Origin of the sequence: Mycobacterium sp. 852002-10029_SCH5224772 (assembly GCF_001667315.1) — a bacterium.
Taxonomy (GTDB): domain Bacteria; phylum Actinomycetota; class Actinomycetes; order Mycobacteriales; family Mycobacteriaceae; genus Mycobacterium.
The window spans coordinates 41,155-63,147 of sequence record NZ_LZHT01000132.1 but is presented as its reverse complement, the minus strand read 5'-3'; the positions used below and the strand labels follow the sequence as shown (position 1 = coordinate 63,147).

The window sequence follows — 21,993 nt, the reverse complement described above, 5'->3', positions numbered from 1 at the left end:
GCACGGCGTCGGCGCTCATCAGTACCGCACCTCCTGGCTACGGCGACGCACGACGGTCACCTCGTCGCGCTGGTTGCCGGTCGGCCCCAGGTAGTTGAACGCGAACGCGTGCTGACCATAGCCGCCGGCCAGATGGCTGGGCTTGATCCGCACCCGGGTGAGCGCGTTGTGGTTGCCGCCACGCTTGTTGTTGGCTTCGGTGCGCGGGGTGTCCACGGTGCGCTCCTGGACGTGGTAGACGTAGACCACGCCGTCGGGCATCCGGTGCGACACGATCGCCCGGCACACGTAGATGCCGTTGACGTTGACGGCCTCGACCCATTCGTTGTCTCGCACTTGGATTTTCGCCGCGTCGCCCGGGCTCATCCACATCGTCGGGCCGCCACGGGACAATGACAGCATGTACAGGTTGTCCTGGTAGGTGGAATGGAACGACCACTTCGAGTGCGGCGTCAGGTATCGCACGGTGAGCCCGATTCCGTCCTCGGTCGGGCCGAGGGTGGGTGCGCCGAACAGGCGGGCCATGTCCAGCGGCGGCCGGAAAACCGGCAGGTGCTCGCCGAGTTCCTCGACCCAGTCGTGGGCCAGATAGAAGTGCATCCGTCCGGTCAGGGTGTGGAACGGCTTGAGGTTCTCGATGTTGATGGTGAACGGTGCGTAACGGCGACCGCCGGTCTCGCTGCCCGACCATTCGGGGCTGGTGACCACGGGGACGGGCCGCGCCTGGGTGTCGGCGTAGCTGATGCGTTTGTCCTCGCTGCCCTCGGCAAGATGCACCAGCCGCTGACCGGTGCGCTTTTCCAGTTCGTGGAAGCCCTCCACCGCCAGCCGGCCGTTCGTCGTCCCCGACAGCAGCAGCAGCACGTCGGCCATCCGCGCGGCGGTGGTAATGGCCGGGCGGCCCGCCGCCACACCGGATTTCAGCACCCCGAATTTGGCGGCGAGCTCCTCGACCTCCCGGAGGGGATGCACGGTGACGCCCTTGGTGGTCAGCCCGAACTTGCCGACCAGCGGACCCAGCGTCAACCACTTGTCGTAGATGGCGGTGTAGTCACGGTCCACCACGGTGAGCTTGCCCATGGTGCGGCCCGGCACCGGCGTCGCACCGGTGCGCAACCAATCCTGTTCGGTGCCATCGGGATAGGCCATCGCGTCCGGTGTGTCGTGCTGCAGCGCGCTGAGCACGACGTCGGTGCGGGTGCCCAGATGCTCCTTGGCCATGGCGCTGAAGGCGCGGGCGATGGCGCCGAAAGCGTCGAAGTCCGAACGTGTTTCCCAGGGCGGGTCGGTCGCGGCGCTGAACGCGTGCACGTAGGGGTGCATGTCCGTGCTGGAGATGTCGGCCTTTTCGTACCAGGTCGCCGCCGGCAGCACGATATCGGAGACCAGCGTGGTCGAGGTCATCCGGAAGTCGATCGACATCATCAGGTCGAGCTTGCCCTCGGGGATGTCCCCGGCACACGTGACATCGATGGGCCGGACCCCGTCCTCGGGCGGCAGCGCCGACGCGTTGGAGTCGGTTCCCAGCAGATGGCGCAGGAAGTATTCGCCCCCCTTGCCCGACGAACCGATCAGGTTGGCGCGCCAGACGGTAAGCACCCGGGGCCAGTTGACGGGGTTGTCGGGATCGGTCACGGCGAGTTTGAGTTTGCGCTGGCCGAGCTGCTCGGCGACGTAGTCGGCAACGTCGCGCCCGGCCGCGCGCGCCTCGTCGGCGACGTCCAGACTCGACCGGTCGAACTGCGGGTAGTACGGGCTCCACCCCATGGCCACCGCCGACGCCAGCAGGTCCATGGTGTGCTTGCCCGCAAAGCGGCCCCGGCCGACCGGGCTGGCCAGCTTGTCCGCCCCGTAGCCGTCGTACCGCCATTGGTCGGTGTGGGCGTACCAGTACGAGGCGCCGGGCACCTGCCGCGGTGGTCGTACCCAGTCCGTGGCCATCGACATCGTCTGAAAACCGGTGAGCGGGCGCACTTTTTCCTGGCCGACGTAGTGGGCCCAGCCGCCGCCGTTGCGGCCCATCGACCCGGTCAGCATCAGCAGCGCCAGCACCGCGCGGTAGATCGCGTCGGCGTGGAACCAGTGGCAGATGCCGCCGCCCATGATGATCATGGAGCGGCCGCCGGATTCCTCGGCGCTGCGCGCGAATTCCCGTGCCACCCGGATGGCTTGGGCGGCCGACACACCGGTGATCGCTTCCTGCCACGCGGGGGTGTTCTGCTGGGTCGCGTCGTCGTAGCCGGTGGGCCATTCGCCGGGCAACCCCGCCCGCGCCACCCCATACTGCGCGAGCATCAGGTCGAAGACGGTGCACACCACGTGCTTGCCGATGCGGCGCACCGGGACACCGCGCGCGACGGTCGTGCCCTCGCCGTCGACGGTGTCGAAGCTTGGCAGGTGCACGAGCGCGGTGCTGCTATCCCCGTTGGGGCCGTGCGCGTCTCGCACGCTGAGCGCCGGCACCAGGTCACCGAGGTCCAGGTTCCACTTTCCGACGCCGGATTCGCCGTAGCGGAAGCCCAGCGACCCGTGCGGCACCACAACAGAATTGGTGGTTTCGTCCAAGACCGCGGGCTTGAGTGCCGCGTTCTCGACCGCCTCGCCCAGGTCCGCCGCCGTCAGGTTCTTTCCCGGCACCAGCATGTCGCCGCGTTCTTCGAGCTTGATCAGGAACGGCAGATCGGTGTAGCGGCGCGAATAGTCGGCGAAGAACGGAACCTGCTTTTTCACATAGCATTCCGAGAGAATGACGTGGCCCATCGCCATGGCGAGCGCCCCGTCGGTGCCGGCCGCGCACGGCATCCACTCATCGGCGAACTTGGTGTTATCGGCGTAGTCCGGGCTGACGGTGACCACCTTGGTGCCGCGGTAACGCGCCTCGGCCATCCAGTGCGCGTCGGGGGTGCGGGTGATCGGGACGTTGGAGCCCCACATCATCAAATACGCTGCGTCCCACCAGTCCCCGGATTCGGGGACGTCGGTCTGATCGCCGAAGACCTGCGGTGAGGCCACCGGGAGGTCGGCGTACCAGTCGTAGAACGACGTCATCGGGGCGCCGATCAGCTCGAAAAACCGGGAGCCGGCGGCGTAGGACACCATCGACATCGCCGGGATCGGGGAAAACCCGGCGACCCGATCCGGCCCGTAGGACTTGATGGTGTGCACGTGGGCGGCGGCGATCAGCTCGGTGGCCTCGGCCCAGGTGACCCGGACCAGTCCCCCCTTGCCGCGGCCCTGCTGATAGCGCCGACGCCGCTCGGGATCGGCCTGGATGTCGGCCCACGCGAGCACCGGATCACCGAGCCGCGCCTTGGCTTCGCGGTACATCTCGATCAGCACGCCGCGGGCGTAGGGGTAGCGCACCCGGGTGGGCGAGTAGCTGTACCAGGAGAAGGAGGCGCCGCGGGGGCAACCGCGCGGCTCGTATTCGGGCCGGTCCGGGCCCACCGACGGGTAGTCGGTCTGCTGGGTCTCCCAGGTGATGATCCCGTCTTTGACGTAGATCTTCCACGAGCATGATCCGGTGCAGTTCACGCCGTGCGTGGAGCGAACCACCTTGTCGTGGCTCCACCGGTCGCGGTAGAACACGTCGGCTTCGCGGCCGCCCTGGCGCGTCACGGTGCGCAGGTCGGCCGAGATCTCGCCCGGCGTGAAGAACCGCCCGCTGCGCTCCAAGAGCTCCTCGAGCACTCCACCAATGTGCGGTGTGGCAGTCAAGAAGTACTCCTCCTCATCGGTGGCGCCGCGCCTCGTCGCCCGGCCGTACGTGTGACCCCAGTTGCGTTGTGTTCGGCGATCAGCTCCGTGATCCGCGCGTCCACACCGGCTCGGATCGGCTCAACCATCGGCATTTCGGGCCCGCGGGCTGGGCGGCGATACAGCACCAGCATAGGTCGATGCGGATGGGGCAATCACCTCCGCCGCGCGCGGCCAATCCACGAAAAACAGGGTCATCAGCATCGGTTTTCGCGCACGCGGGACGTCCCGGTCGGGCACCGAAGCCGCGACGGCAGGGACTGAACAACCATCTGGCTCGCTATCGGCACGCACATCCAGGGCAGATTCGTGTGGCGTTACTACAAGTCATATTGTTCTATTCAGTTCACTGTGGCGAGCTGCAACGCGGCTGTGCATAAGCTGCCGGAAGTCTGTGGACTTGTTATGACGGCCGTTCACAGCGCGCCGGCCAGATCCCCCAGCCAGCCTCGATCGGCCGGTACCCAGTCGAGATCGTGCAGCTCAGCGGCCGTAACCCAGCGCAGTGCCCGGTGATCGCGCGCGTCCGGCTCGCCGCTGAGCAAACGCACCCGGTAGGCCCGCAGCGTGATTGCGCCGTCCACCACGATGTCCGCGCCGAGCCGGTCGCCGACCACGACGTCGCCCGCCGCCAAACCCAGCTCCTCGGCCAGCTCGCGGGCCAGCGCGTCGCGCTCGGTCTCGCCGGGCGTGACCTTGCCACCGGGTAGCTCCCAGCGCCCGGCCAGCTCCGGCGGTCGGACGCGCTGGGCCACCAAGAGGCGCGCGTCGCAGATCAGGGCACCCGCGACGACGATCTGGGTCGGCATGGCCAGTGACGGTATACCGTCGGGTCATGGCTGTGTTAACGGATGAGCAAGTAGACGCCGCACTGCCCGGTCTGGACGGATGGGAGCGTGCCGACGGCGCCCTGCGCCGATCGATCAAATTTGGAAGCTTTTTGGCCGGCATCGATGCGGTGCGCCGGGTGGCCGAGCACGCGGAAAGCAAGGACCACCACCCGGACATCGATATTCGTTGGCGGACAGTGACTTTCGCTCTCGTCACCCACTCTGAGGGCGGCATCACCGAAAACGATGTCGACATGGCCCGCGATATCAACGGGATCGTCGACAACTAGCTCGCGGCCTCGGCCCGTTCGCCGGCCATGGCGCCCCGGCCGCGGCTGCCGGTGGCCGCGATCCAGATCAACGTCGCCACCGCCGCCACGGTGTAGATCAGCGCGGCCCAGGCCAGATACCACGGCCGGCTGATCTGCCAGATAGTCGGTTGCGCGAAGCTCAGCAACCACGGCACGCCGATCACGGTGAGCACCAACCACCCCCAGCCCACGATCCGCGCTCCGCGCAGCGCGCGGCCCGCGCCATGGATCGCCCAGATGATCAGCGGCACCAGCCACACCCAGTGATGGGTCCACGAAATCGGTGAGAGCAGCAGTCCGAACAGCTCGACCACGATCAGGCGGCCCAACTGATCGGACGAGTCCAGCGCGCGCCAGGCCAGTACGGCCAGCACCGCGGTGACGGCGATGGCGGCCACCAGCAGCGGACCGAATCCGACGTCGTGGCCCAGGATCCGCGAGATGCCGCCGCGCCAGGACTGATTGAACGACGTGGCGATGGGACCCACTCGGTGGGCGTCGCCGAGCAGGTCGGTGAAGTAGTAGCGGGTCTGATCGCCGACGACCACGACCGAAATCCCAATCGTGGCAACGAAAACGACCGCCGAGAACACCGCTGCGGCCCACCGCCGCGCGCCGGCCAGATAGACCCCGGAGATGGCGGGCGTCAGCTTGATCCCGGCGGCCACGCCGACCAGCAGCCCCGACAGCCACCATCGCGTGGTGTAGACCGCCCACAGCACCGCGGTCATCAACAGCACATTGACCTGGCCATAGTCGAATGTGCTGCGCAGCGGCTCGATCCAGATGGTGATCGCCGTCCACGCCATCGCGAGCCGGCGGCCGTGGGCGCCGGCCGGCACACCCGTCAGGCGCTGGCTGATCCGGATCGCGCCGTAGAGGGCGGCCATGGTCGCGACCTGCCACAGAAAGGCGACGAGACCGAACGGCAGCAGGTGCAGCGGATAGAAGACGACGGCCGCGAACGGCGGGTAGGTGAACGGCAGCGGGAAGTCCGGTGTCTGGTCGGCGTAGACGTAGCTGTACAGCGTGCCGGGACGGCCGAGCGCGGCGGCTCCGCCGAGATAGACGTGCAGATCGACGAAGTTCGCGCCGTGGGGGGCTAAGTATGTCCACGCCAGCCGTGCGGCGACGCTCGCGATGAGCAGGATCGGCGCGGCCCCGGAAAGGCGGCTCGCCAATCGCTGGATTCGGGGCGCCGCCGGGGCGGCCGAGAGGGTGTCTATCCGCCCGACTTTAGCGATCGGTGCATGCGGCACGGCCGCGTCGGTCCCCTGACGTCTATTCAGGGCGCGCATTTCGCGGATTCGGTCACCGCTCTCACTCGTATCCGTAACGATCGAATAAATGCCACACGTGTCACTTGAGTCCCATCTGCATCAAAGTAACTTCGGCCTCGAGACCTGTAATCAATCAATCAGGGAGAGTCATGCCAACCATCTGGACTTACATGCGTGCAGCCGCCGTCGTGGTCGGTTCGTCCGCAGCACTAATAGTGGGCGGTCTCGTGGGGTCAGCCCACGCCGACCCCGTGCCGGCTCCGGCCGTGCCGAACATTCCGCAACAGCTGATCAGTTCGGCGGCCAACGCGCCGCAAATCCTGCAGAACCTCGCGACCGCACTCGGCGCCACGCCACCCGCGGCACCGGCCACTCCGGGCATCAGCTTCCCGGGTGTTCCGGCGGCGGCGACGCCGGCATCGGCGGCCTCGTCGATCCCGGGCATCCCGTCGATCCCCGGCCTCACGCCGGCCACACCCGCCGCCCCGGCGTCGTCCCCGGCGGCAATGCCGTCGATTCCGGGGCTGACGCAGTCCGCGACCCCCGCCGCGCCGGCGTCAACCCAAGCCGCGACCGGCATTCCCGGGATGATCCAGGGCCTGAGCGGCGCCCAGCCGGCGGCCGCGAGCCCGGCCTCCCCGGCCACCTCGTCGATCCCGGGCCTGCCCGCGATCCCGGGGCTGTCGGCGCCGAGCGCACCGGCCACACCGCCCGCTCCGCAAATCCCGCAGGCGCAGGTCAACATGCCGGCGATGCCGTCGGGCCTCCCGGTCAGCGTGCCCTCGCAGGTGCGGCTTCCGCAGGATCTGCCTGCGCTGGCGTCGGGGCAGACCCCGGCGGCTCCGGCAGCTCCGGTGGCCCCGGCCGCTCCGGCCGCACCCGCTCCGGCCGCCAGCCCGGCCGGGCCGGCAGCGCCGCTGCTCGCAGCGTTGCCTTGAGCAACGTCGTAATCGGCCTAAACCACCACTGAGAACCAGAGGACACCGTGGCAACCACTTGGAATCTGTCCAACGGTTTGGCCGCTGTCGTCACGGCATCGGTTGCCGCGCTCGGGCTTTGCCCGAGCGCGGCAGCCGACCCGCCGGCGCCGCAGCCGACACCACAATCCAACGCGGCCCAACAGCTGCCGGGTCTGCCTGCCTTGTCGCAGCTCAGCCCGCTCATCCAGCAAGCGGCCGGTGACCCGCAGCAAGCGACACAGCTGCTCATGGCCGCCGCGCAAGCCTTCGCCCACAGCCCGACCGCGCCCAGCGAGTCCAAAAACGTGGCGGCGGCGGTGAATCAGTTCGTCCAGGAGCCCACCGCGCCGGTCCAGCATGTTCCCGCGGCGGGCGTAGAGCCCGGGTTGCAGGCCCACCTGCCGGCCGGAATCGACCCGGTGCACGCGGCCGGTCCCGCGCCCGAAGCGGCACCCGAGGCGCACCTGCCGGCCGGTGTCGATCGGGTGCACGCGGCCGGGCCGGCGCCCGCGGCCGCTCCGGCACCGGTGCCCGCCCAGCCCGCCAATGTGCCCGTCGCGGCACCGGTTCCGGCACCGCCGGCACCGGCAGCACCCGCACCAGAGGCTGCCGCTGCGGCGGCCCCGGCACCTGCACCTGCGCCGGATGCCGCCCCCACGGCGGCCGCTCCGGGCTTCGGCGCTGACGCGCCTCCCACGCAGGACTTCCTGTATCCCTCGATCGGCACCAATTGCCTGGCGGATGGCAGCAGCGCCATCGCCACCGCGCTGTCGGTCGCGGGGCCGGCCAACATCCCGCTTCCCGGCCCGGGGCCCGGTCAGACCGCCTACGTGTTCACCGCGGTCGGCACGCCCGGACCCGCCGAGGTGCAGAAGCTGCCGTTGAACGTCACCTGGGTGAACCTGACCACGGGCAAGTCCGGGACGGTCGCCCTCAAGCCGCGTTCGGACATCAACCCCGAGGGGCCGACGACGCTGAGCGCGATCGCCGACACGGGCTCGGGCAGCATCATGTCGACGATCTTCGGGCAGGTCACGACCAAGGAAAAGCAGTGCCAGTTCATGCCCACGATCGGCTCGACGGTGGTGCCGTAACAGAACGGCGTCGCACCGTCTCGCCGCCTGCGAACGCGCGTGTTCCCGCTCCCGGGGTCACGCGCGTTCGCTGCTAGTAGGCCATGAACAGGATCGCGTCGCGGTCGTACTCGAGGCCAGGATGAACGCTGGCGAGGTGGGCTTGGGTCAATTCGACCAGCTCGTCCTCGTCCTTGCCGACAATGGCTTCGCCGCACGGACACGTCAGGTGTGTTTTCACGTTGCCGCCCTTCCCTTCCGGTGACCTACTACTTTGCCGCCTTGGCTGCGGCTTTCATTTGCTTTTTGTAGGAGCGCACTTCGCTCATCGATTGGGCGTCGACGATGTCGGCGACGGAGATGTGCGTGCCGGCCTTGCCGAACTCCCCGGCCGCCGCGCGCCAGCCCTTTGGCGTGACGCCGTACTGCTTGCCCAGCAGCGCCAGAAAGATCCGGGCCTTGACCTCGCCGAAACCAGGGAGCCCCTTGATGCGCCGCAGCAGTTCCTCGCCGTCGGGGTCACCCGCGCTCCACAAGCCGGCGGCATCGCCGTCGTAACGGTCCACGATGATTTGGGCCAGGGTCTGGATACGTTTGGCCATCGATCCCGGAAACCGGTGTATCGCAGGCCTTTGCGAGCACAGCGCGGCGAACTTGTCGGGGTCGTACTCGGCAATTTCGTGAGCACCGAAGCTGCCCATCCGGTCCGCGATCTTCTTCGGGCCCGCGAAGGCGGTCTCGAACGGTACCTGTTGATCGAGAACCATCCCGATGAGCAGGGCCAACGGATTCTCGTCGAGCAGCGCGTCGGCCTCAGGATCTTGAGCCAGCCAAAGTTTCACCGTCAAAGACCTTCCTTCCGCACAACACCCTACGACCGCGCCCCAGCGGTTTGACACGAACCACCGGAAACGCGTCTGCGGTCAGCGCCATGACCATCGAGTTATCGTGGCGTGGTGGTGGATGAGGCCCGATTGGCGCTGATGCTGGCCCGCGACGAACTGCACGCGCTCGTCACTTCCTATTTCCGGGCGGTCGACCGCGCTGATTACGAAGGCCTCCGCAGCCTGTATCACCCCGACGCGACCGACTCGCACGGCTCGTTCTCGACGGGGGGCGTCGAGGAGTTCATCGCACAATTGCAGGCCGCGGAACCGTATGTGCGTGTCTCCCAACACAACATCACCACGACGAACTTTGTGGTCGAGGGCGACGCGGCCCGCGGTGAGATCTACTGCCTGGTGTTTCACACCTTCGCCGGTCCCGAGCATGACGTGGACGTCATCATCGGCGGCCGATATCTGGACGAGTATGCCAAGCACGACGGCCGCTGGAAGTTCAGCCGGCGCACCATCGTGGCGGATTGGGCATACCAAAACGACCCGTCCCAAGTGAACTTCGGACACCCCAGCACCCGGGGAAGCCTGCGCGGCAAACCGGGGCAAGACGACCCCTCGATCGGCCTATTCTGCCCACCCCGGGGGTAGACGAATCAGGCCGTCTACTAACGACTCTCGATCCTCAGCCGCTCTTGCGGCGGAATTCGCGGCGGTTTCCCGCCGCGCCGTGCGCCCGGGGCTGCTTGCCGGCGCCGTCTTTGTGGTCGGATCCGTCCGACGATTTCGCCATCTTGCGGTCGAGGGCTTCACGGAACTTGCGCTTGGTGTCCTCGTCCGACCCGGGCGATTCAGAAGCCCCCGAAGACTTGGACGACTTTGAACCCTGCCGGGCATTCGATTCAGCCATAGGGGCAGCTTAGCCCCGGTTTGCCGGGCGGGCCGCAGGCGGCGCGGCTACCGCATGCCCGGGGGCATGCCGTACAGGTGCGTGATCGGCAACGTCAGCAGCACCCGCCGATCGGTGACCATCGCCTGACGGTACTCGTCCCAATCCGGATGTTCGCCGGCGATGTTGCGGTACAAGGCAATCAGCGCTTCCACGGTGTCATCGCCGGGCGCGGCCGCCGGGGGCGTCAGTTCGGCGGTGCCCTCGGCGACGGCATAGGACCATCCGTCGTCGGCGTCGACCAGGATCGACGCCCGCGGGTCCCGGCGCAGGTTGCGCGTTTTGGCGCGTGGCTCGGTGATCGACACCTGGATCACCGTGCTGCGCGGGTCGAAGTGGTAGCTCACGTTCGACAGCTGCGGTCGCCCGTCGCGCTTGATGGTGGCCAGCACCCCGAGGGAATGTCCGCTTATCAAGGCCAGCAGCTTGTCGTCGAAGACTTGGCGTCCCATGACGAAAGCCTACGTCGCGCGCCGGCCGGGCGGCCCCGGATGGTGGTTCCCCGGCCGGGCTGGTGGAATCGGGGTATGGCCAAGTACGCGGCGTTTCTGCGTGGCGTCAACGTCGGGGGCGTCAATCTCAAGATGGCCGAGGTGGCGGCCGCCCTGACCCACGCGGGCTTCAGCGACGTGCGGACCGTGTTGGCCAGCGGCAACGTGCTGCTGGAGTCGTCGGCCGGCGTGACGGCGGTGCGCAAGACGGCGGAAGCCGCGCTGCGCGAACGGTTCGGCTATGACGCCTGGGTGCTGGCCTACGACATCGGCACGGTGCGCGACGTGGTCGACGCCTACCCGTTCGAGCGCGGGGCCGACGGCTACCAGTCCTACGTCACGTTCGTCGCCGACGCCGCCGTGCTCGACGAGCTCGCCGCGCTGAGCAAGGACGCCGGCCCGAGCGAGAGGATCGCCCGCGGTGACGGCGTGGTCTACTGGCAGGTCCCCAAGGGCAGCACCCTGGACAGCACCATCGGCAAGACGATGGGCAAGGCGCGCTACAAATCGTCGACCACGACGCGCAACCTGCGCACGCTGGACAACGTGTTGCGCTGAGCGCGGGCCGCACGCGCTCGATGCGCCAACGCTTTTGGACGCAGAACCAGGCTCACTCGTCGGGCACCGATTCGATGTAGCGCAGGGCGTCGGCTTTGTCCAACCCGAGTCCCCGCGCCACCCGGACATACTCGCGGGCGGCGGCCGCCATCGCGGCGTCGGTCGGATCGTAGCGGGCGACGAATGTGCCGAAGCGGCCCCGGGTTTCGATGATGGCGGCGGTTTCCAGCTCACGGTAGGCGCGGGCCACGGTGTTGACGGCGACCCCGAGTTGGCCGGCCAGGTCCCGCACGGTGGGCAGGCGGGTGCCCGGCGGCAGCGCGCCGTCGCGGACACCGTCGATCACCTGCGTCCTGAGCTGGTCGAACAGCGGTTTGCCCGCCTTCATGTCGACCCGCAACCAGTCACCCAGCTCCACCCGTTCAGTATCCCCCACCCCCGGCTATGTTGGTGGGATGCGCGTAGCGGTGCTCAGCGGCGCGGGGATCTCCGCGGAGAGCGGCGTGCCGACGTTCCGCGATGACAAGAACGGGTTGTGGGCCCGCTTCGATCCCTACGAGCTGTCCAGCACCCAAGGGTGGCGCGACAATCCCCAGCGTGTCTGGGGCTGGTATCTGTGGCGCCACTACCTGGTCGCCGACGTGCAACCCAATGCGGGTCATCGCGCCATCGCCGCCTGGCAAGACGACGCCCAGGTCACCGTCATCACCCAGAACGTCGACGACCTGCACGAGCGCGCCGGCAGCGACTCCGTCCAGCACCTACACGGAAGCCTGTTCGAATTCCGTTGTGCGCGTTGCGCTGTGCCGTATGGCGGCGCACTACCGCAGATGCCCGAACCGGCGCTGGAGGTGGAGCCCCCGGTGTGTCGATGCGGCGGCCTGATCCGGCCCGACATCGTGTGGTTCGGTGAACAGCTGCCCGACGAGCCCTGGCAGCGCGCCGTCGAGGCGACCGAGTGCGCCGACGTGATGGTGGTGGTCGGGACCTCGGCGATCGTCTATCCGGCGGCCGGGCTGGCGGAGCTGGCGCTGTCCCGCGGCGCCGCCGTCATCGAGGTCAATCCGGAAGTCACGCCCCTGTCCGGCAACGCCACCCTCAGCATCCGTGAGACGGCGAGCCGGGCGTTGCCCGGACTGCTGCAGCGGCTGCCGGCGCTGCTGGACTAGGCGGGCCGCCGCGCGCGGCCCAGCAGCAGCTCGGACACCGGCATCGGCGCCCAGGCCGGCAGCGTCCACTCCCGCCGCGACGTGTCGACATCGAATCCGGCCTCGACGATCGAGCGTTCGGTGTCGCGATGGGTGTGGCAGTTGCCGAACAGCCGCGGCCACAACGTCGCATCGACGAAACGCTGAAAGCGGCCCCGCGCACCGGCGCTGGCGATGTGCTCGAGGTAGCGCAGTTCCCCACCGGGGCGCAGCAACGAGTACAGGCGCCGAAGCACGCCGCCGGGATCGCGCACCGAGCACAGCACCAGCGAGCACACCACCGCGTCGAACGGCTCCCCGCCGCTGAGGCTTTCGGCCGTCTCGCCGGAAACGATCACGCGCACGGACGCCGCGTCCGCCGCGGCGCGGGCCCGTGTCGCCAGCCGCGGTTCGGGCTCCACCGCGACCACCTCGTCGACCGACTCCGGGTAGTACGGAAAGTTCGTCCCGATCCCCGCGCCGACTTCCAAAACCCGGCCGGACAGGCCGGCCAGATTCTCCCGCCGCAGGACCCGGATCGCCTCGGCTTCATGGCTGGCGACGACGGGCCACACGCGCGCGAAGAAGGGATTGTCGACCACTGTTGTCATGCGTATGTGAACCTTCCGACTCGGATGAGGCCCAGAATAGGGTTCGGCGACGGGATGGGTCGGCCGTTAACCGATATTGGGCACCGGTTCCCCGAGCGCGGACCCGGCAACCGGTTCCGGGGTGGGTTCGCGGTAGGCGGTTTCGCCGCCTTCGCTGATGCCGAACCGATCGTGCAGCCACGCCAGCGGCCCGGGCGCCCACCAATTCCAGCGGCCCATCACGTGCATGAAGGCCGGGACGACCACCATCCGCACCAGGGTGGCGTCGGCGATGACGGCCAGCACCAGGCCCAGACCGAACATCCGCATGAACGAGACGTGGGCGGCGATCAGTGCGGCAAACGACATCGACATCACCAACGCGGCGGCGGTGATCACCCGGCCGGTGCGGGCGACGCCGAGCGCCACACTCTCGTCGTTGGCGGCGTGGGCCTGCTTCGGGGTCGGCGTGGCGGGTCGAGCGGCGCCCGACGCCAGCCAGTATTCGCGGATCCGGGAGAGCAGGAAAACCTCGTAATCCATCGACAACCCGAACGCGATGCAGAACAGCAACACCGGCATGTTCGCCACCAACGTCCCGCTCGGCGTGGTTCCGAGGGCGCCGAGATGGCCGTCCTGGAATATCCACACCAGCGCGCCGAACGCGGCGGTCAACGACAGAAAGTTGCAGGCGAGCGCCTTGGCCGGCAGCAGCACGCTGCCGGTGAGCAGGAACAGCAACACGAAGGTGATCGCGGCCATCAGTCCGAGGACCAGCGGAAGCCGTTCCGTCACCGCGTCGACGCTGTCGCGGTTGACCTGCGCCACCCCGCCCATCTCTACGGATCGCCCCGCCGGGCTGGAGACCTCGTGCAACCGCCCGAGCTGGGTGTCGTTCGCCGCGGAAAACAGCGGCGCCGTGCTGCTGACGGTCAGGAACGCGCTGCCGTGGGCCAGCCCGGTCGCCCCGGTTGGTGGCCCCACCCGGTTTCCGCCGGTGAAGGTGCCTCCGGGCGCGGACACCGCCGCCACGTCGGGCACCCGCGACAGGTCGGCGGCGTACGTGTCGAAGTCCCCCGGATTCAGGCCGGCGGCGTCGGGGATGACTACGGGCACCGATGTCGCGGAATCGTCGGCGAAATCGCTGCGCAGCCGGTCGCCGACCTGATGCGCCGACGCCGAACGCGGCAGCACCCGGTCGTCCGGGAAGCCCCATTTCACCGAGAAGAACGGAAGCCCGAGCAGCAGGAGCAGGCCGACGACGCTCAGGCCGATCGGCGCCCAGCGACGCATCACGACCTTGCTCGACCGATACCAGAATTGTTGCTCGACGGGTTTGCGCACCGGTTCGGGTCGCCGGAGCGCCCGACGCATCAGCCGGCGCACATCGAAGGCGTCCAGCCGATCGCCCAGCAGCACGATCGCGGCCGGGGTGATGACGATGGACGCGGTGGCGACGAAGGCGACGGTGGCCACTCCGGCGTAGGCGAACGACTTGAGGAAATACATCGGGAACGCCACCGTCGCCGACATCGACAACGCCACGGTGACCGCGGAGAACAGCACCGTGCGGCCGGAGGTGGCCATGGTCCGGATGAGCGCCTCCTCGCGGTCGTGGCCCTCGGCCAATTCGTCGCGATAGCGGCTGACGATGAGCAGGGTGTAGTCGATGGCCAGCGCCAGGCCCAGGGCGGTGCTGAGGTTGAGGGCGAAGGTCGACACCTCGGTGGTGAAGGTGACCAGGCGCAGGACCGACATCGAGCCCACGACGGCCAGCGCACCCAACGCCATCGGCAGCGCGGCGGCCAGCAGCCCGCCGAACACCCAGATCAGCACCAGAAAGCTCAGCGGCAGCGCGATCATCTCCATCACCAGCAGGTCGTCCTGGTTCTGCTTGTTGATCTGGGCGTACTGCATGGCCGCGCCGCCGGCGCGGACGGTGACCCCGTCACGGTCGTGCACGAATTGGTCCGCGAGGGTCTGGGCGTTGTTCTGGACGAAGTTTTCGCCGCCTTTGAGGTTGACCACGATGAGGCCCGACCTGCCGTCGCGGCTGACCAACTCGGCCGGGGCCGCGCCAGTCCAGGGCGAGGACGCGTTGTAGACCAGCGGGGAACGTTGCAATTCGTTGACGAGGTCGGTGCCCACGGTGCGGGCTTGTTCGCTGTTGGTGCCGCCGGGTGCCGTCACCATGATCAGCATCTGCTGACCGCTCTGCCCGAACTTTTCGGTCAACACGTCGATGGCGCGGGCGGACTCCGAGTCCGGATCTTGGAAGCCGCCGGGAGACAAGCTCTTGGCGACGGGAATGCCGAAAACGGCGGCGGCGACGAAAACCAGCAGCCCTATAGCGATGATTCGGCGCGGCGCCGCGATCGCGACTCGGGCGATTTTCTGCAGCATTTTCAGCCCTTCCGCTGCCGGTGGCCCCAATGCGCTGGCCGCTGGCTAGTCCGCGACAACGTAACAAACGCTAATTACCACGCGTCGAACAGTGTTCTCCTGTAGCACGTGGAAGGGCCGGTGAACCGTTCAACGCCGGGTTAAACCGCGGGGACGGTAAGAGTCCGGCCAGAAAAATGTGTCGCATGTAAGCAGTTCACGGCCCAAATCCCGGCGGGAGCGGCGGGAACCCTACCCGCCGGTAAATTGCCACCGTTTTCCGAATCGTGACTCAATGATTCCTTAATGGTGGCCCATACGCTCAGTGTCATGTGGATCGACGACACAAGTGCCGACGTCATCAAGGTCGACTTCGAGGCCCTCTACCACGGCGACGTGCTGGTGGAAGGCGAGACCTCGGAGCAGTTCGACGAACTGCAAGCGGCGAGCTGAGCCAGACCATGAGCATGCTCGCACGGCTGTTAATGGCCGAACCCTCCGTCAGTCGGTGGTTCCGCAAGTAACCATCGATCCTGGTTATCACGAAAGCCCCCCGCCGAAGCGGGGGGCTTTCGTTTTGTCTGACGGTGCGTCAGCGAGGCGCCATGCGAATGGCGCCATCGAGACGGATGACCTCGCCGTTGAGCATCGGGTTCTCGACGATGTGCACGGCCAGCGCGCCATACTCGTCGGGGTCACCCAGCCGGGCGGGGTGCGGCACCTGCTTACCCAGCGACGCCTGCGCCTCCTCGGGCAGCGAACCGAGCAGCGGCGTCTTGAACAGCCCGGGCGCGATGGTCACCACGCGGATGAGCTGGCGCGACAGGTCGCGGGCGATCGGCAGCGTCATCCCGACCACCCCGCCCTTGGACGCGGAGTAGGCGGCCTGGCCGATCTGGCCCTCGAACGCGGCGACCGAGGCCGTGTTGATGATGACGCCACGTTCCTCGCCGATCGGCTCGGTCTTGGCGATGCGCTCGGCCGCCAGCCGCAGCACGTTGAAGGTGCCGATCAGGTTGACCCCGATGACCTTCTTGAAGCCGTCCAGCGGGAACGGGCCATCCTTGGACAGCGTCTTGATGGCGTTGCCGATGCCGGCGCAGTTGACGTTGATGCGCAGCGTGCCCATCGACTCCGCGGCGTCCAGCGCCTTGCCGACGGCGGCCTCGTCGGTGACGTCGGCCTCGACGAAGCGGGCCCGGTCGCCCAGCTCGCGGACCGCTTCTTCGCCGCGCAGGTCGATGACCACCACCTGGGCGCCGCGGTCGAGCAGTCGCTTGGTGGTGGCCAGGCCCAGGCCTGACGCGCCCCCGGTGACGACGGCAACGGCGTCTTTGATCTCCATCCGAGTCCTTTCGTGAATCTGCCGACCAACTTGTTGGTTGGGAACTATACCCAGTCCTTGAGCACCGCTTCGGCGTCGGTCACCGGCGCCGCGGGGCGCGGGGTCTCCGGCGCGGTGCGGGAGAACCGCGGCGCCGGCAGCGGCTGCAGGCCACCGTCGACTTCGTAGAAGGTGTTCCGCTCGGTGATGTGCGGCTCGGTCTGCACCTCGCCGAAGGCCAGCACCGGCGTCACGCACGCATCGGAGTCGGCGAACACCTTGGCCCAGTGGTCGCGGTCCTGGCTGGCGAACTTCTCGACCAAGACCGCCCGCAATTCGGGCCAGCGGCTGACGTCGTTCTGCCCGGGCAGGTCCGCGCCGTCCAGGCCCAGTCCGGTCAGCATGGCGGCGTAGAACTGCGGTTCGATCGCGCCGACCGCGACGTAGCGGCCGTCGGCGCATTCGTAGGTGTCGTAGTAGGGGGCGCCGCCGTCGAGCAGGTTGGTGCCGCGCGCGTCGGTCCACATGCCCGAGGAGCGCATCTGCCACATCATCTGGACCAGCACGCTCGAGCCGTCCACCATCGCGGCGTCGACGACCTGGCCCTTGCCGGAGGTCTGCCGCTCCCACAGCGCGGACAGGATGCCCAGCAGCAGGAACATCGAGCCGCCACCGAAGTCACCCACGAGGTTCAGCGGCGGGACGGGCCGTTCGTTCACCCGGCCGATGGAGTGCAGGATGCCGTTGAGCGAGATGTAGTTGATGTCGTGACCCGCCTGCTGGCTGCGCGGGCCGGTCTGACCCCAGCCCGTCATCCGGGCGTAAACCAGCCGGTCGTTGACCTTGGCGCAGTCCTGCGGACCCAGACCGAGCCGCTCGGTGACGCCCGGTCGGTAGCCCTCGATCAGCACGTCGGCCTTGGCGATCAGTTTGAGGACGAGCGCGCGCCCGTCGTCGGACTTCAGATCGGCGGTCACCACCCGCCGGTTGCGCATCATGGCGTCCTTCGCTACGCCACCAGGACCTGATGACGGGCGGTCGATGCGCACCACGTCGGCGCCCAGATCCCCCAGGATCATCGCGGCGTGCGGACCCGGCCCGATACCGGCCAACTCGACGACACGCAGTCCCTTCAACGGTCCAGCCATGATCCACCGACCTTTCGTCCGCTCTGACGCCTTGACCGTTCGTGCCAAACAACCGGTCGTTCGACATCTTCGCAGCCGTGCCGGCCGGCCGCGCACCCCGGTCACTTATGGTGAGCCCATGCCTTCATCCGCGATCGCCACCCTCGCCCCAGTCGCAGGACTCGACGTCACGCTGTCCGACGGCGTGTTCTCGGTGACCATCAACCGGCCCGACAGCCTGAACTCGCTGACCATTCCGGTGATCACCGGGATCGCCGACGCGATGGAGTACGCGGCCACCGACCCCGAGATCAAGGTGGTGCGCCTGGGCGGCGCCGGACGCGGCTTCAGCTCCGGCGCGGGCATCAGCGCCGACGACGTGTCCGGCGGTGGTGTCCCGCCGGACGAGATCATCCACGAGATCAACCGGCTGGTGCGCGCGATCGCCGCGCTGCCCCACCCGGTGGTCGCCGCCGTTCAGGGGCCCGCGGCCGGGGTCGGCGTGTCCATCGCCCTGGCTTGTGACGTCGTATTGGCTTCGGAGAGCGCGTTTTTCATGCTCGCGTTCACCAAGATCGGGCTGATGCCCGACGGCGGTGCGTCGGCGTTGATCGCGGCCGCGATCGGCCGGATCCGGGCCATGCAGATGGCGTTGCTTCCCGAACGGCTGACGGCCACCGACGCGCTGTCCTGGGGACTGGTCACCGCGGTCTATCCGGCCGACGAGTTCGAGGCCGAGGTGGACAAGGTGATCGCCCGGTTGTTGGGCGGGCCGGCCGTGGCCTTCGCCAAGACCAAGCTGGCGATCAACGCGGCCACGCTCACCGAATTGGATCCGGCCCTGCAGCGCGAATTCGACGGACAGTCGGTGCTGCTGAAGTCCCCCGACTTCGTCGAGGGCGCAACGGCCTTCCAGCAGCGCCGCACCCCTGATTTCACCGATCGCTGAATGTCGTAACGCTGACCGTCGCGGCGCTTGAGCTTGCGCCGATGCGGTAACCCTCCGTGTCAGACCCCAACGGCTGACAAGCGACGGAGGATGGATGCCCGAACAGGTGCGGTGCCTGGTGACCGGCGCGACCGGCTACATCGGCGGGCGTCTGGTGCCCCGCTTGCTCGACGACGGTCATCACGTCCGGGCCCTGGCGCGCAACCCCGACAAGCTGGCGCAGGTGCCGTGGCGGCAGCAGGCGGAGGTGGCACGCGGTGACCTCGGCGACGTCGATTCCCTCATCGCCGCGTTCGACGGAATCGACGTGGTGTACTACCTGGTCCACTCGATGGGAACGTCGAAGGATTTCGCCGCCGAGGAGACCCGCGCCGTCCGCAATGTCGTGACGGCTGCGCGCCGCACCGGGGTGCAGCGGGTGGTGTATCTGAGTGGCCTGCATCCGGACAACACCGATCTCTCACCGCATCTCGCGTCACGCAAAGCTGTCGGGGAGGCACTCATCGACTCCGGCATCCAGACCGTGGTGTTGCAGGCGGGGGTGGTCATCGGGTCGGGGTCGGCGTCGTTCGAAATGATCCGGCACCTCACAGACCGGCTGCCGGTGATGACCACGCCGAAGTGGGTGCACAACAAGATCCAGCCGATCGCGGTGCGGGACGCGCTGCACTACCTGGCCGCGGCGGCGACGGCCCCAGTCCCGAACTCGCGCACCTGGGATATCGGCGGCCCCGACGTGCTGGAATACGGCGACATGATGCGGGTCTACGCCCGGGTCGCGGGGCTGGGCAATCGCTACCTGTTCGTGTTGCCGTTTCTGACCCCGACGATCGCCAGCCTCTGGGTGGGGACGGTGACCCCGATCCCGCCCGGCCTGGCGCGGCCGCTGATCGAATCGCTGGAATGCGATGCGGTGATGCGTAATTCCGACATCGACGGCATCATCGAACCCCCACCGGGCGGGCTGATCGACTACAGTCGCGCGGTCGAGCTGGCGCTGCAGCGGGCCGCCCGCGGCTTCCCCGATGCCTCCTGGTCCTCGCTGCGGTCCGAACCCGCCGAGGCGCTGCCCAGCGACCCCGACTGGGCCGGCGAGATCGTCTACACCAACGTGCGCACGGCCGATACCGCCGCCGAGCCCGAGAGCGTCTGGATGGCCGCGGAGGACGCGATGAACTCACGGACACCCGACTGGAAGGTCGAGGAGCGCGCGCCGGGAACCCTGTTGCGGCTGCGCTCCACCAAGCGGGCCCCTGGACGGGAGTGGCTCGAGATTGCCGTCACGCGGCAAGGCGATCGCGAGAGCCGGTATACCCAGCGGTCGGTCTTTGTGCCGAGGGGTATTCCGGGGCGGGTGTACTGGTTCTTCGTTCGGCCGGTCCGCACCGCCGCGATGCGTGCGCTCGCGCGTGAGGTCGTTGGTTCGGCCCGATAGCCGGCGTTAGACGCCGAACATCGGAGGCAGCGCAAGGACCATGATCAACCCCCATACCAGGTGGGTGAGCACCGGTGCCAAAACGCCACCGGTCGCCCGGCGCTCGAACGCGCACACCGTGCCCAAAATGATCGCGGCGAAGCCGAGCATCGGGTTGCCACTGGCCAGTGTCGCGATCGTATAGAGGACGGTCGAAATCACGACCGGGTGATAGCGCCCCAGGGCCGTGTAGAGCGCGCCGCGAAAGAACACTTCCTCGGCAACGGCGTTGACGAGCGTGATCGCCACGATCACCGGGTACCACCCGTGGTGGGCGTATAGCAGTACCCGGGTTATCAGCTCCGCTACGGGCGTGATCTCCCTGACGATCAGTCCGCCCACGACGAACGCGCCGCCGAGCAGCAGGCCGACGCTGGTGCCGGTGATGACCGGCCGCTGGTTGCGCCCCCGCCAACATATCCCGCCCAGGTGCAGCGGGCCGGAGGTCAGCGCTCCGGCGGTCCACACCCCCGCCAGCGCCAGGGTCAACCAGTAGAAGCTGGACTCCCCTGGATGGCGCCGCAGCGAATACCCCAGCACCGCGGCGCCGGCCACCATCGTGATCGCGACGATGACACGCCGCCGCCGCACGACCGACGGCGATTCATTGTGTGGCACAGCAACATTGGTAACCGCACGGCGCAGCTCGGAAAAGACGCTGGTGTGGTAGGGGGTCATCGACTGGCTCATGCGGGACGCACCTTCGGGGTCAGGGCGATCAGGATGTCGAGGCCGGTGCGAACCGCTCCCGCAACCGGACCGGGGACCCTGTTCACCAGTCCCAGGGTCGGCCGCACGATCGACGGTGTGACTCGCTGGGCGAGATGGCGGATGCGGCGCGCATCGCCACCGGTCCATCCGGCATCGGTGTTGGCGAGGTGGTGCGGATCAGCCAGCGCGTTGACCGGGCGTGGCCGCTGATTCGACCGGTCTCCCAAGGCCAGTGCGATGGCGTCGTCGATCCCGAGCAGTCCCCCCGGGGGATCGGGCACCCGGTCGCGCAGGTCGCTGATGGATGCCACCATCGGGTGGTCCAGCGACTCGACCAGATCGCCGGCCAGGCCCTTGGGCACCGGCAGCGCGACGCCGGTGATCAGCGAGGCCAACCCGGTGTCGACCCTGCCGACCGACAAGCCGGCGTGCCACCTTCCGGAGATGCGGGCATACGTCTTGAGTAGCCGCCGATAAGACATGGTGTCGGGGCCGGCGATGTCGTACGCGCCCGCGGGCACCAGATCATCATCGGCCGCGGCGACGAGGTAGTGCAGGACATCGCGGATGGAGATCGGGTCGATCGGGTTGTCCATCCAGTTCGGTATCGGGATGAGCGGGAAGCGATCCCCCACGTAGCGCATCATCTCGAACGACGTCGAGCCGGCGCCGATGATCATCGCCGCGCCCAGCCACACCAACTCCGGACCGTCGGGCACGGTGAGCGCCTCGGCCACTTCGGCCCGGCTGGTCAAGTGCTCGGATAGTGCCTCGTCGGCGGGCACGAAGCCGCCCAGGTAGACGATGCGCCGCACCCCGGCGTCCCGAGCCGCAACGGCGAGGTTTGCGGCCGCGGTCTTGTCGGCGTCGCGGAAACCGGGCTGACCGATGGCGTGCACCAGGTAATACACCACGTCAACGGGCTCCGAGTCCGCGAAGGCGGAGCGCAACGACTCCGGGTCCGCCGCGTCGAGCGTCACCGGCGTGATGTCGTCGAACCAACCGAAACGCTTGAGGCGCAGCGGGTTTCGAGTTGCGGCTACGACACGGTGCTGATTTTCCAGCAGCGCCGTGACCAGTCGTGATCCCACGTAGCCGGTGGCACCGGTGACCAGAACCCGCATACCCCGACCCTATCCCGCAGGGGCGGCGGCTAAACGCAAACGTCCCACCCGTGAAGCGGGGAGGGTAAGAGCGTGATTTGAC

23 protein-coding genes are annotated in these 21,993 nt (G+C 68.1%); 9 read left to right on the top strand and 14 right to left on the bottom strand.

The window, feature by feature from the left end; all coding sequences use genetic code 11:
• Positions 1-18 precede the first annotated feature (18 nt).
• Complete coding sequence (locus A5775_RS22795) at positions 19-3,717, bottom strand: nitrate reductase subunit alpha (protein ID WP_067257542.1); 3,699 nt, start codon at positions 3,715-3,717, stop codon at positions 19-21.
• A 455-nt stretch (positions 3,718-4,172) separates the two neighbouring features.
• A complete protein-coding gene (locus tag A5775_RS22790) occupies positions 4,173-4,565 on the bottom strand; it encodes a (deoxy)nucleoside triphosphate pyrophosphohydrolase (protein ID WP_067257538.1) in 393 nt (130 codons plus the stop codon).
• Between the two features lie 26 nt (positions 4,566-4,591).
• On the opposite strand from A5775_RS22790, the gene A5775_RS22785 reads away from it, so the two are divergent.
• A complete protein-coding gene (locus A5775_RS22785) occupies positions 4,592-4,876 on the top strand; it encodes a 4a-hydroxytetrahydrobiopterin dehydratase (RefSeq protein WP_067257535.1) in 285 nt (94 codons plus the stop codon).
• On the opposite strand, the gene A5775_RS22780 is transcribed toward A5775_RS22785, so the two are convergent.
• Entirely contained in the window at positions 4,873-6,195 is a 1,323-nt protein-coding gene (locus A5775_RS22780; protein WP_067257532.1) for a mannosyltransferase, read from the bottom strand. The genes A5775_RS22785 and A5775_RS22780 overlap by 4 nt on opposite strands.
• A gap of 131 nt (positions 6,196-6,326) precedes the next feature.
• Between A5775_RS22780 and A5775_RS22775 the strand changes: the two genes are divergently transcribed.
• Both A5775_RS22775 and A5775_RS22770 read left to right on the top strand, forming a co-directional pair.
• Entirely contained in the window at positions 6,327-7,115 is a 789-nt protein-coding gene (locus A5775_RS22775) for a hypothetical protein (protein WP_067257528.1), read from the top strand.
• 47 nt (positions 7,116-7,162) lie between these two features.
• A complete protein-coding gene (locus A5775_RS22770) occupies positions 7,163-8,230 on the top strand; it encodes a hypothetical protein (protein WP_067257524.1) in 1,068 nt (355 codons plus the stop codon).
• A gap of 73 nt (positions 8,231-8,303) precedes the next feature.
• Here A5775_RS22770 and A5775_RS22765 read toward each other — a convergent pair whose 3' ends face one another.
• Together A5775_RS22765 and A5775_RS22760 are read right to left on the bottom strand one after the other, a co-directional pair.
• Positions 8,304-8,450, bottom strand: coding sequence for a hypothetical protein (locus tag A5775_RS22765; protein WP_007169078.1), 147 nt, complete (start codon positions 8,448-8,450; stop codon positions 8,304-8,306).
• Positions 8,451-8,478: 28 nt separating this feature from the next.
• Complete coding sequence (locus tag A5775_RS22760; protein WP_067257521.1) at positions 8,479-9,051, bottom strand: HhH-GPD-type base excision DNA repair protein; 573 nt, start codon at positions 9,049-9,051, stop codon at positions 8,479-8,481.
• A gap of 111 nt (positions 9,052-9,162) precedes the next feature.
• On the opposite strand from A5775_RS22760, the gene A5775_RS22755 reads away from it, so the two are divergent.
• Complete coding sequence (locus A5775_RS22755) at positions 9,163-9,696, top strand: nuclear transport factor 2 family protein (RefSeq protein ID WP_067257510.1); 534 nt, start codon at positions 9,163-9,165, stop codon at positions 9,694-9,696.
• A gap of 34 nt (positions 9,697-9,730) precedes the next feature.
• On the opposite strand, the gene A5775_RS22750 is transcribed toward A5775_RS22755, so the two are convergent.
• On the bottom strand, positions 9,731-9,955 hold the full coding sequence (locus tag A5775_RS22750; protein ID WP_067257507.1) for a DUF5302 domain-containing protein: 225 nt from the start codon (positions 9,953-9,955) through the stop codon (positions 9,731-9,733).
• 47 nt (positions 9,956-10,002) lie between these two features.
• The gene (locus tag A5775_RS22745; RefSeq protein ID WP_067257504.1) at positions 10,003-10,446 is read right to left on the bottom strand and encodes a PPOX class F420-dependent oxidoreductase; all 444 of its coding nucleotides are present in this window, start codon (positions 10,444-10,446) and stop codon (positions 10,003-10,005) included.
• Positions 10,447-10,521: 75 nt separating this feature from the next.
• Here A5775_RS22745 and A5775_RS22740 point away from each other — a divergent pair, with 75 nt between their 5' ends.
• Entirely contained in the window at positions 10,522-11,043 is a 522-nt protein-coding gene (locus A5775_RS22740; RefSeq protein ID WP_067257501.1) for a DUF1697 domain-containing protein, read from the top strand.
• A 52-nt stretch (positions 11,044-11,095) separates the two neighbouring features.
• Here A5775_RS22740 and A5775_RS22735 read toward each other — a convergent pair whose 3' ends face one another.
• Positions 11,096-11,461 carry a GntR family transcriptional regulator gene (locus A5775_RS22735; RefSeq protein WP_067257499.1) on the bottom strand — a complete coding sequence of 122 codons (366 nt, stop codon included), beginning with the start codon at positions 11,459-11,461 and terminating at the stop codon, positions 11,096-11,098.
• Between the two features lie 37 nt (positions 11,462-11,498).
• Here A5775_RS22735 and A5775_RS22730 point away from each other — a divergent pair, with 37 nt between their 5' ends.
• Positions 11,499-12,212 carry an NAD-dependent deacylase gene (locus tag A5775_RS22730; RefSeq protein ID WP_067257498.1) on the top strand — a complete coding sequence of 238 codons (714 nt, stop codon included), beginning with the start codon at positions 11,499-11,501 and terminating at the stop codon, positions 12,210-12,212.
• Here A5775_RS22730 and A5775_RS22725 read toward each other — a convergent pair.
• The gene (locus A5775_RS22725) at positions 12,209-12,841 is read right to left on the bottom strand and encodes a bifunctional 2-polyprenyl-6-hydroxyphenol methylase/3-demethylubiquinol 3-O-methyltransferase UbiG (RefSeq protein WP_067257496.1); all 633 of its coding nucleotides are present in this window, start codon (positions 12,839-12,841) and stop codon (positions 12,209-12,211) included. The two genes, A5775_RS22730 and A5775_RS22725, sit on opposite strands and share 4 nt — an antisense overlap.
• 66 nt (positions 12,842-12,907) lie before the next feature.
• A complete protein-coding gene (locus A5775_RS22720) occupies positions 12,908-15,223 on the bottom strand; it encodes an MMPL family transporter (RefSeq protein WP_067257494.1) in 2,316 nt (771 codons plus the stop codon).
• A gap of 309 nt (positions 15,224-15,532) precedes the next feature.
• Between A5775_RS22720 and A5775_RS26090 the strand changes: the two genes are divergently transcribed.
• Entirely contained in the window at positions 15,533-15,655 is a 123-nt protein-coding gene (locus tag A5775_RS26090; protein WP_003878506.1) for a hypothetical protein, read from the top strand.
• Positions 15,656-15,794: 139 nt separating this feature from the next.
• Here A5775_RS26090 and A5775_RS22715 read toward each other — a convergent pair whose 3' ends face one another.
• Both A5775_RS22715 and A5775_RS22710 read right to left on the bottom strand, forming a co-directional pair.
• On the bottom strand, positions 15,795-16,547 hold the full coding sequence (locus tag A5775_RS22715; RefSeq protein ID WP_067257491.1) for a 3-hydroxyacyl-CoA dehydrogenase: 753 nt from the start codon (positions 16,545-16,547) through the stop codon (positions 15,795-15,797).
• Between the two features lie 44 nt (positions 16,548-16,591).
• Positions 16,592-17,674, bottom strand: a complete 1,083-nt coding sequence (locus tag A5775_RS22710; protein WP_067257488.1) for a CaiB/BaiF CoA-transferase family protein — start codon at positions 17,672-17,674, stop codon at positions 16,592-16,594.
• A 118-nt stretch (positions 17,675-17,792) separates the two neighbouring features.
• Here A5775_RS22710 and A5775_RS22705 point away from each other — a divergent pair, with 118 nt between their 5' ends.
• Together A5775_RS22705 and A5775_RS22700 are read left to right on the top strand one after the other, a co-directional pair.
• On the top strand, positions 17,793-18,602 hold the full coding sequence (locus A5775_RS22705) for an enoyl-CoA hydratase (protein WP_067257484.1): 810 nt from the start codon (positions 17,793-17,795) through the stop codon (positions 18,600-18,602).
• A gap of 94 nt (positions 18,603-18,696) precedes the next feature.
• The gene (locus A5775_RS22700; RefSeq protein WP_067257481.1) at positions 18,697-20,037 is read left to right on the top strand and encodes a DUF2867 domain-containing protein; all 1,341 of its coding nucleotides are present in this window, start codon (positions 18,697-18,699) and stop codon (positions 20,035-20,037) included.
• 6 nt (positions 20,038-20,043) lie between these two features.
• On the opposite strand, the gene A5775_RS22695 is transcribed toward A5775_RS22700, so the two are convergent.
• Positions 20,044-20,766, bottom strand: coding sequence for a CPBP family intramembrane glutamic endopeptidase (locus A5775_RS22695; protein ID WP_067257477.1), 723 nt, complete (start codon positions 20,764-20,766; stop codon positions 20,044-20,046).
• Positions 20,763-21,911 (bottom strand): NAD(P)H-binding protein, encoded by a 1,149-nt coding sequence (locus tag A5775_RS22690; protein WP_067257474.1) that lies wholly within the window; start codon positions 21,909-21,911, stop codon positions 20,763-20,765. The genes A5775_RS22695 and A5775_RS22690 overlap by 4 nt, the downstream gene beginning before the upstream one ends.
• Positions 21,912-21,993 lie beyond the last annotated feature (82 nt).

Bases quoted from the DNA above. Each gene is read 5' to 3' on its own strand.
- A5775_RS22690 (WP_067257474.1), bottom strand. From the start codon at position 21,911: ATGCGGGTTCTGGTCACCGGTGCCACCGGCTACGTGGGATCACGACTG.
- A5775_RS22695 (WP_067257477.1), bottom strand. From the start codon at position 20,766: ATGAGCCAGTCGATGACCCCCTACCACACCAGCGTCTTTTCCGAGCTG.
- A5775_RS22780 (WP_067257532.1), bottom strand. From the start codon at position 6,195: ATGCGCGCCCTGAATAGACGTCAGGGGACCGACGCGGCCGTGCCGCAT.
- A5775_RS22775 (WP_067257528.1), top strand. From the start codon at position 6,327: ATGCCAACCATCTGGACTTACATGCGTGCAGCCGCCGTCGTGGTCGGT.
- A5775_RS22740 (WP_067257501.1), top strand. From the start codon at position 10,522: ATGGCCAAGTACGCGGCGTTTCTGCGTGGCGTCAACGTCGGGGGCGTC.
- A5775_RS22790 (WP_067257538.1), bottom strand. From the start codon at position 4,565: ATGCCGACCCAGATCGTCGTCGCGGGTGCCCTGATCTGCGACGCGCGC.
- A5775_RS22720 (WP_067257494.1), bottom strand. From the start codon at position 15,223: ATGCTGCAGAAAATCGCCCGAGTCGCGATCGCGGCGCCGCGCCGAATC.
- A5775_RS22715 (WP_067257491.1), bottom strand. From the start codon at position 16,547: ATGGAGATCAAAGACGCCGTTGCCGTCGTCACCGGGGGCGCGTCAGGC.
- A5775_RS22785 (WP_067257535.1), top strand. From the start codon at position 4,592: ATGGCTGTGTTAACGGATGAGCAAGTAGACGCCGCACTGCCCGGTCTG.
- A5775_RS22710 (WP_067257488.1), bottom strand. From the start codon at position 17,674: ATGGCTGGACCGTTGAAGGGACTGCGTGTCGTCGAGTTGGCCGGTATC.
- A5775_RS26090 (WP_003878506.1), top strand. From the start codon at position 15,533: ATGTGGATCGACGACACAAGTGCCGACGTCATCAAGGTCGACTTCGAG.
- A5775_RS22725 (WP_067257496.1), bottom strand. From the start codon at position 12,841: ATGACAACAGTGGTCGACAATCCCTTCTTCGCGCGCGTGTGGCCCGTC.
- A5775_RS22705 (WP_067257484.1), top strand. From the start codon at position 17,793: ATGCCTTCATCCGCGATCGCCACCCTCGCCCCAGTCGCAGGACTCGAC.
- A5775_RS22730 (WP_067257498.1), top strand. From the start codon at position 11,499: ATGCGCGTAGCGGTGCTCAGCGGCGCGGGGATCTCCGCGGAGAGCGGC.
- A5775_RS22745 (WP_067257504.1), bottom strand. From the start codon at position 10,446: ATGGGACGCCAAGTCTTCGACGACAAGCTGCTGGCCTTGATAAGCGGA.
- A5775_RS22700 (WP_067257481.1), top strand. From the start codon at position 18,697: ATGCCCGAACAGGTGCGGTGCCTGGTGACCGGCGCGACCGGCTACATC.
- A5775_RS22750 (WP_067257507.1), bottom strand. From the start codon at position 9,955: ATGGCTGAATCGAATGCCCGGCAGGGTTCAAAGTCGTCCAAGTCTTCG.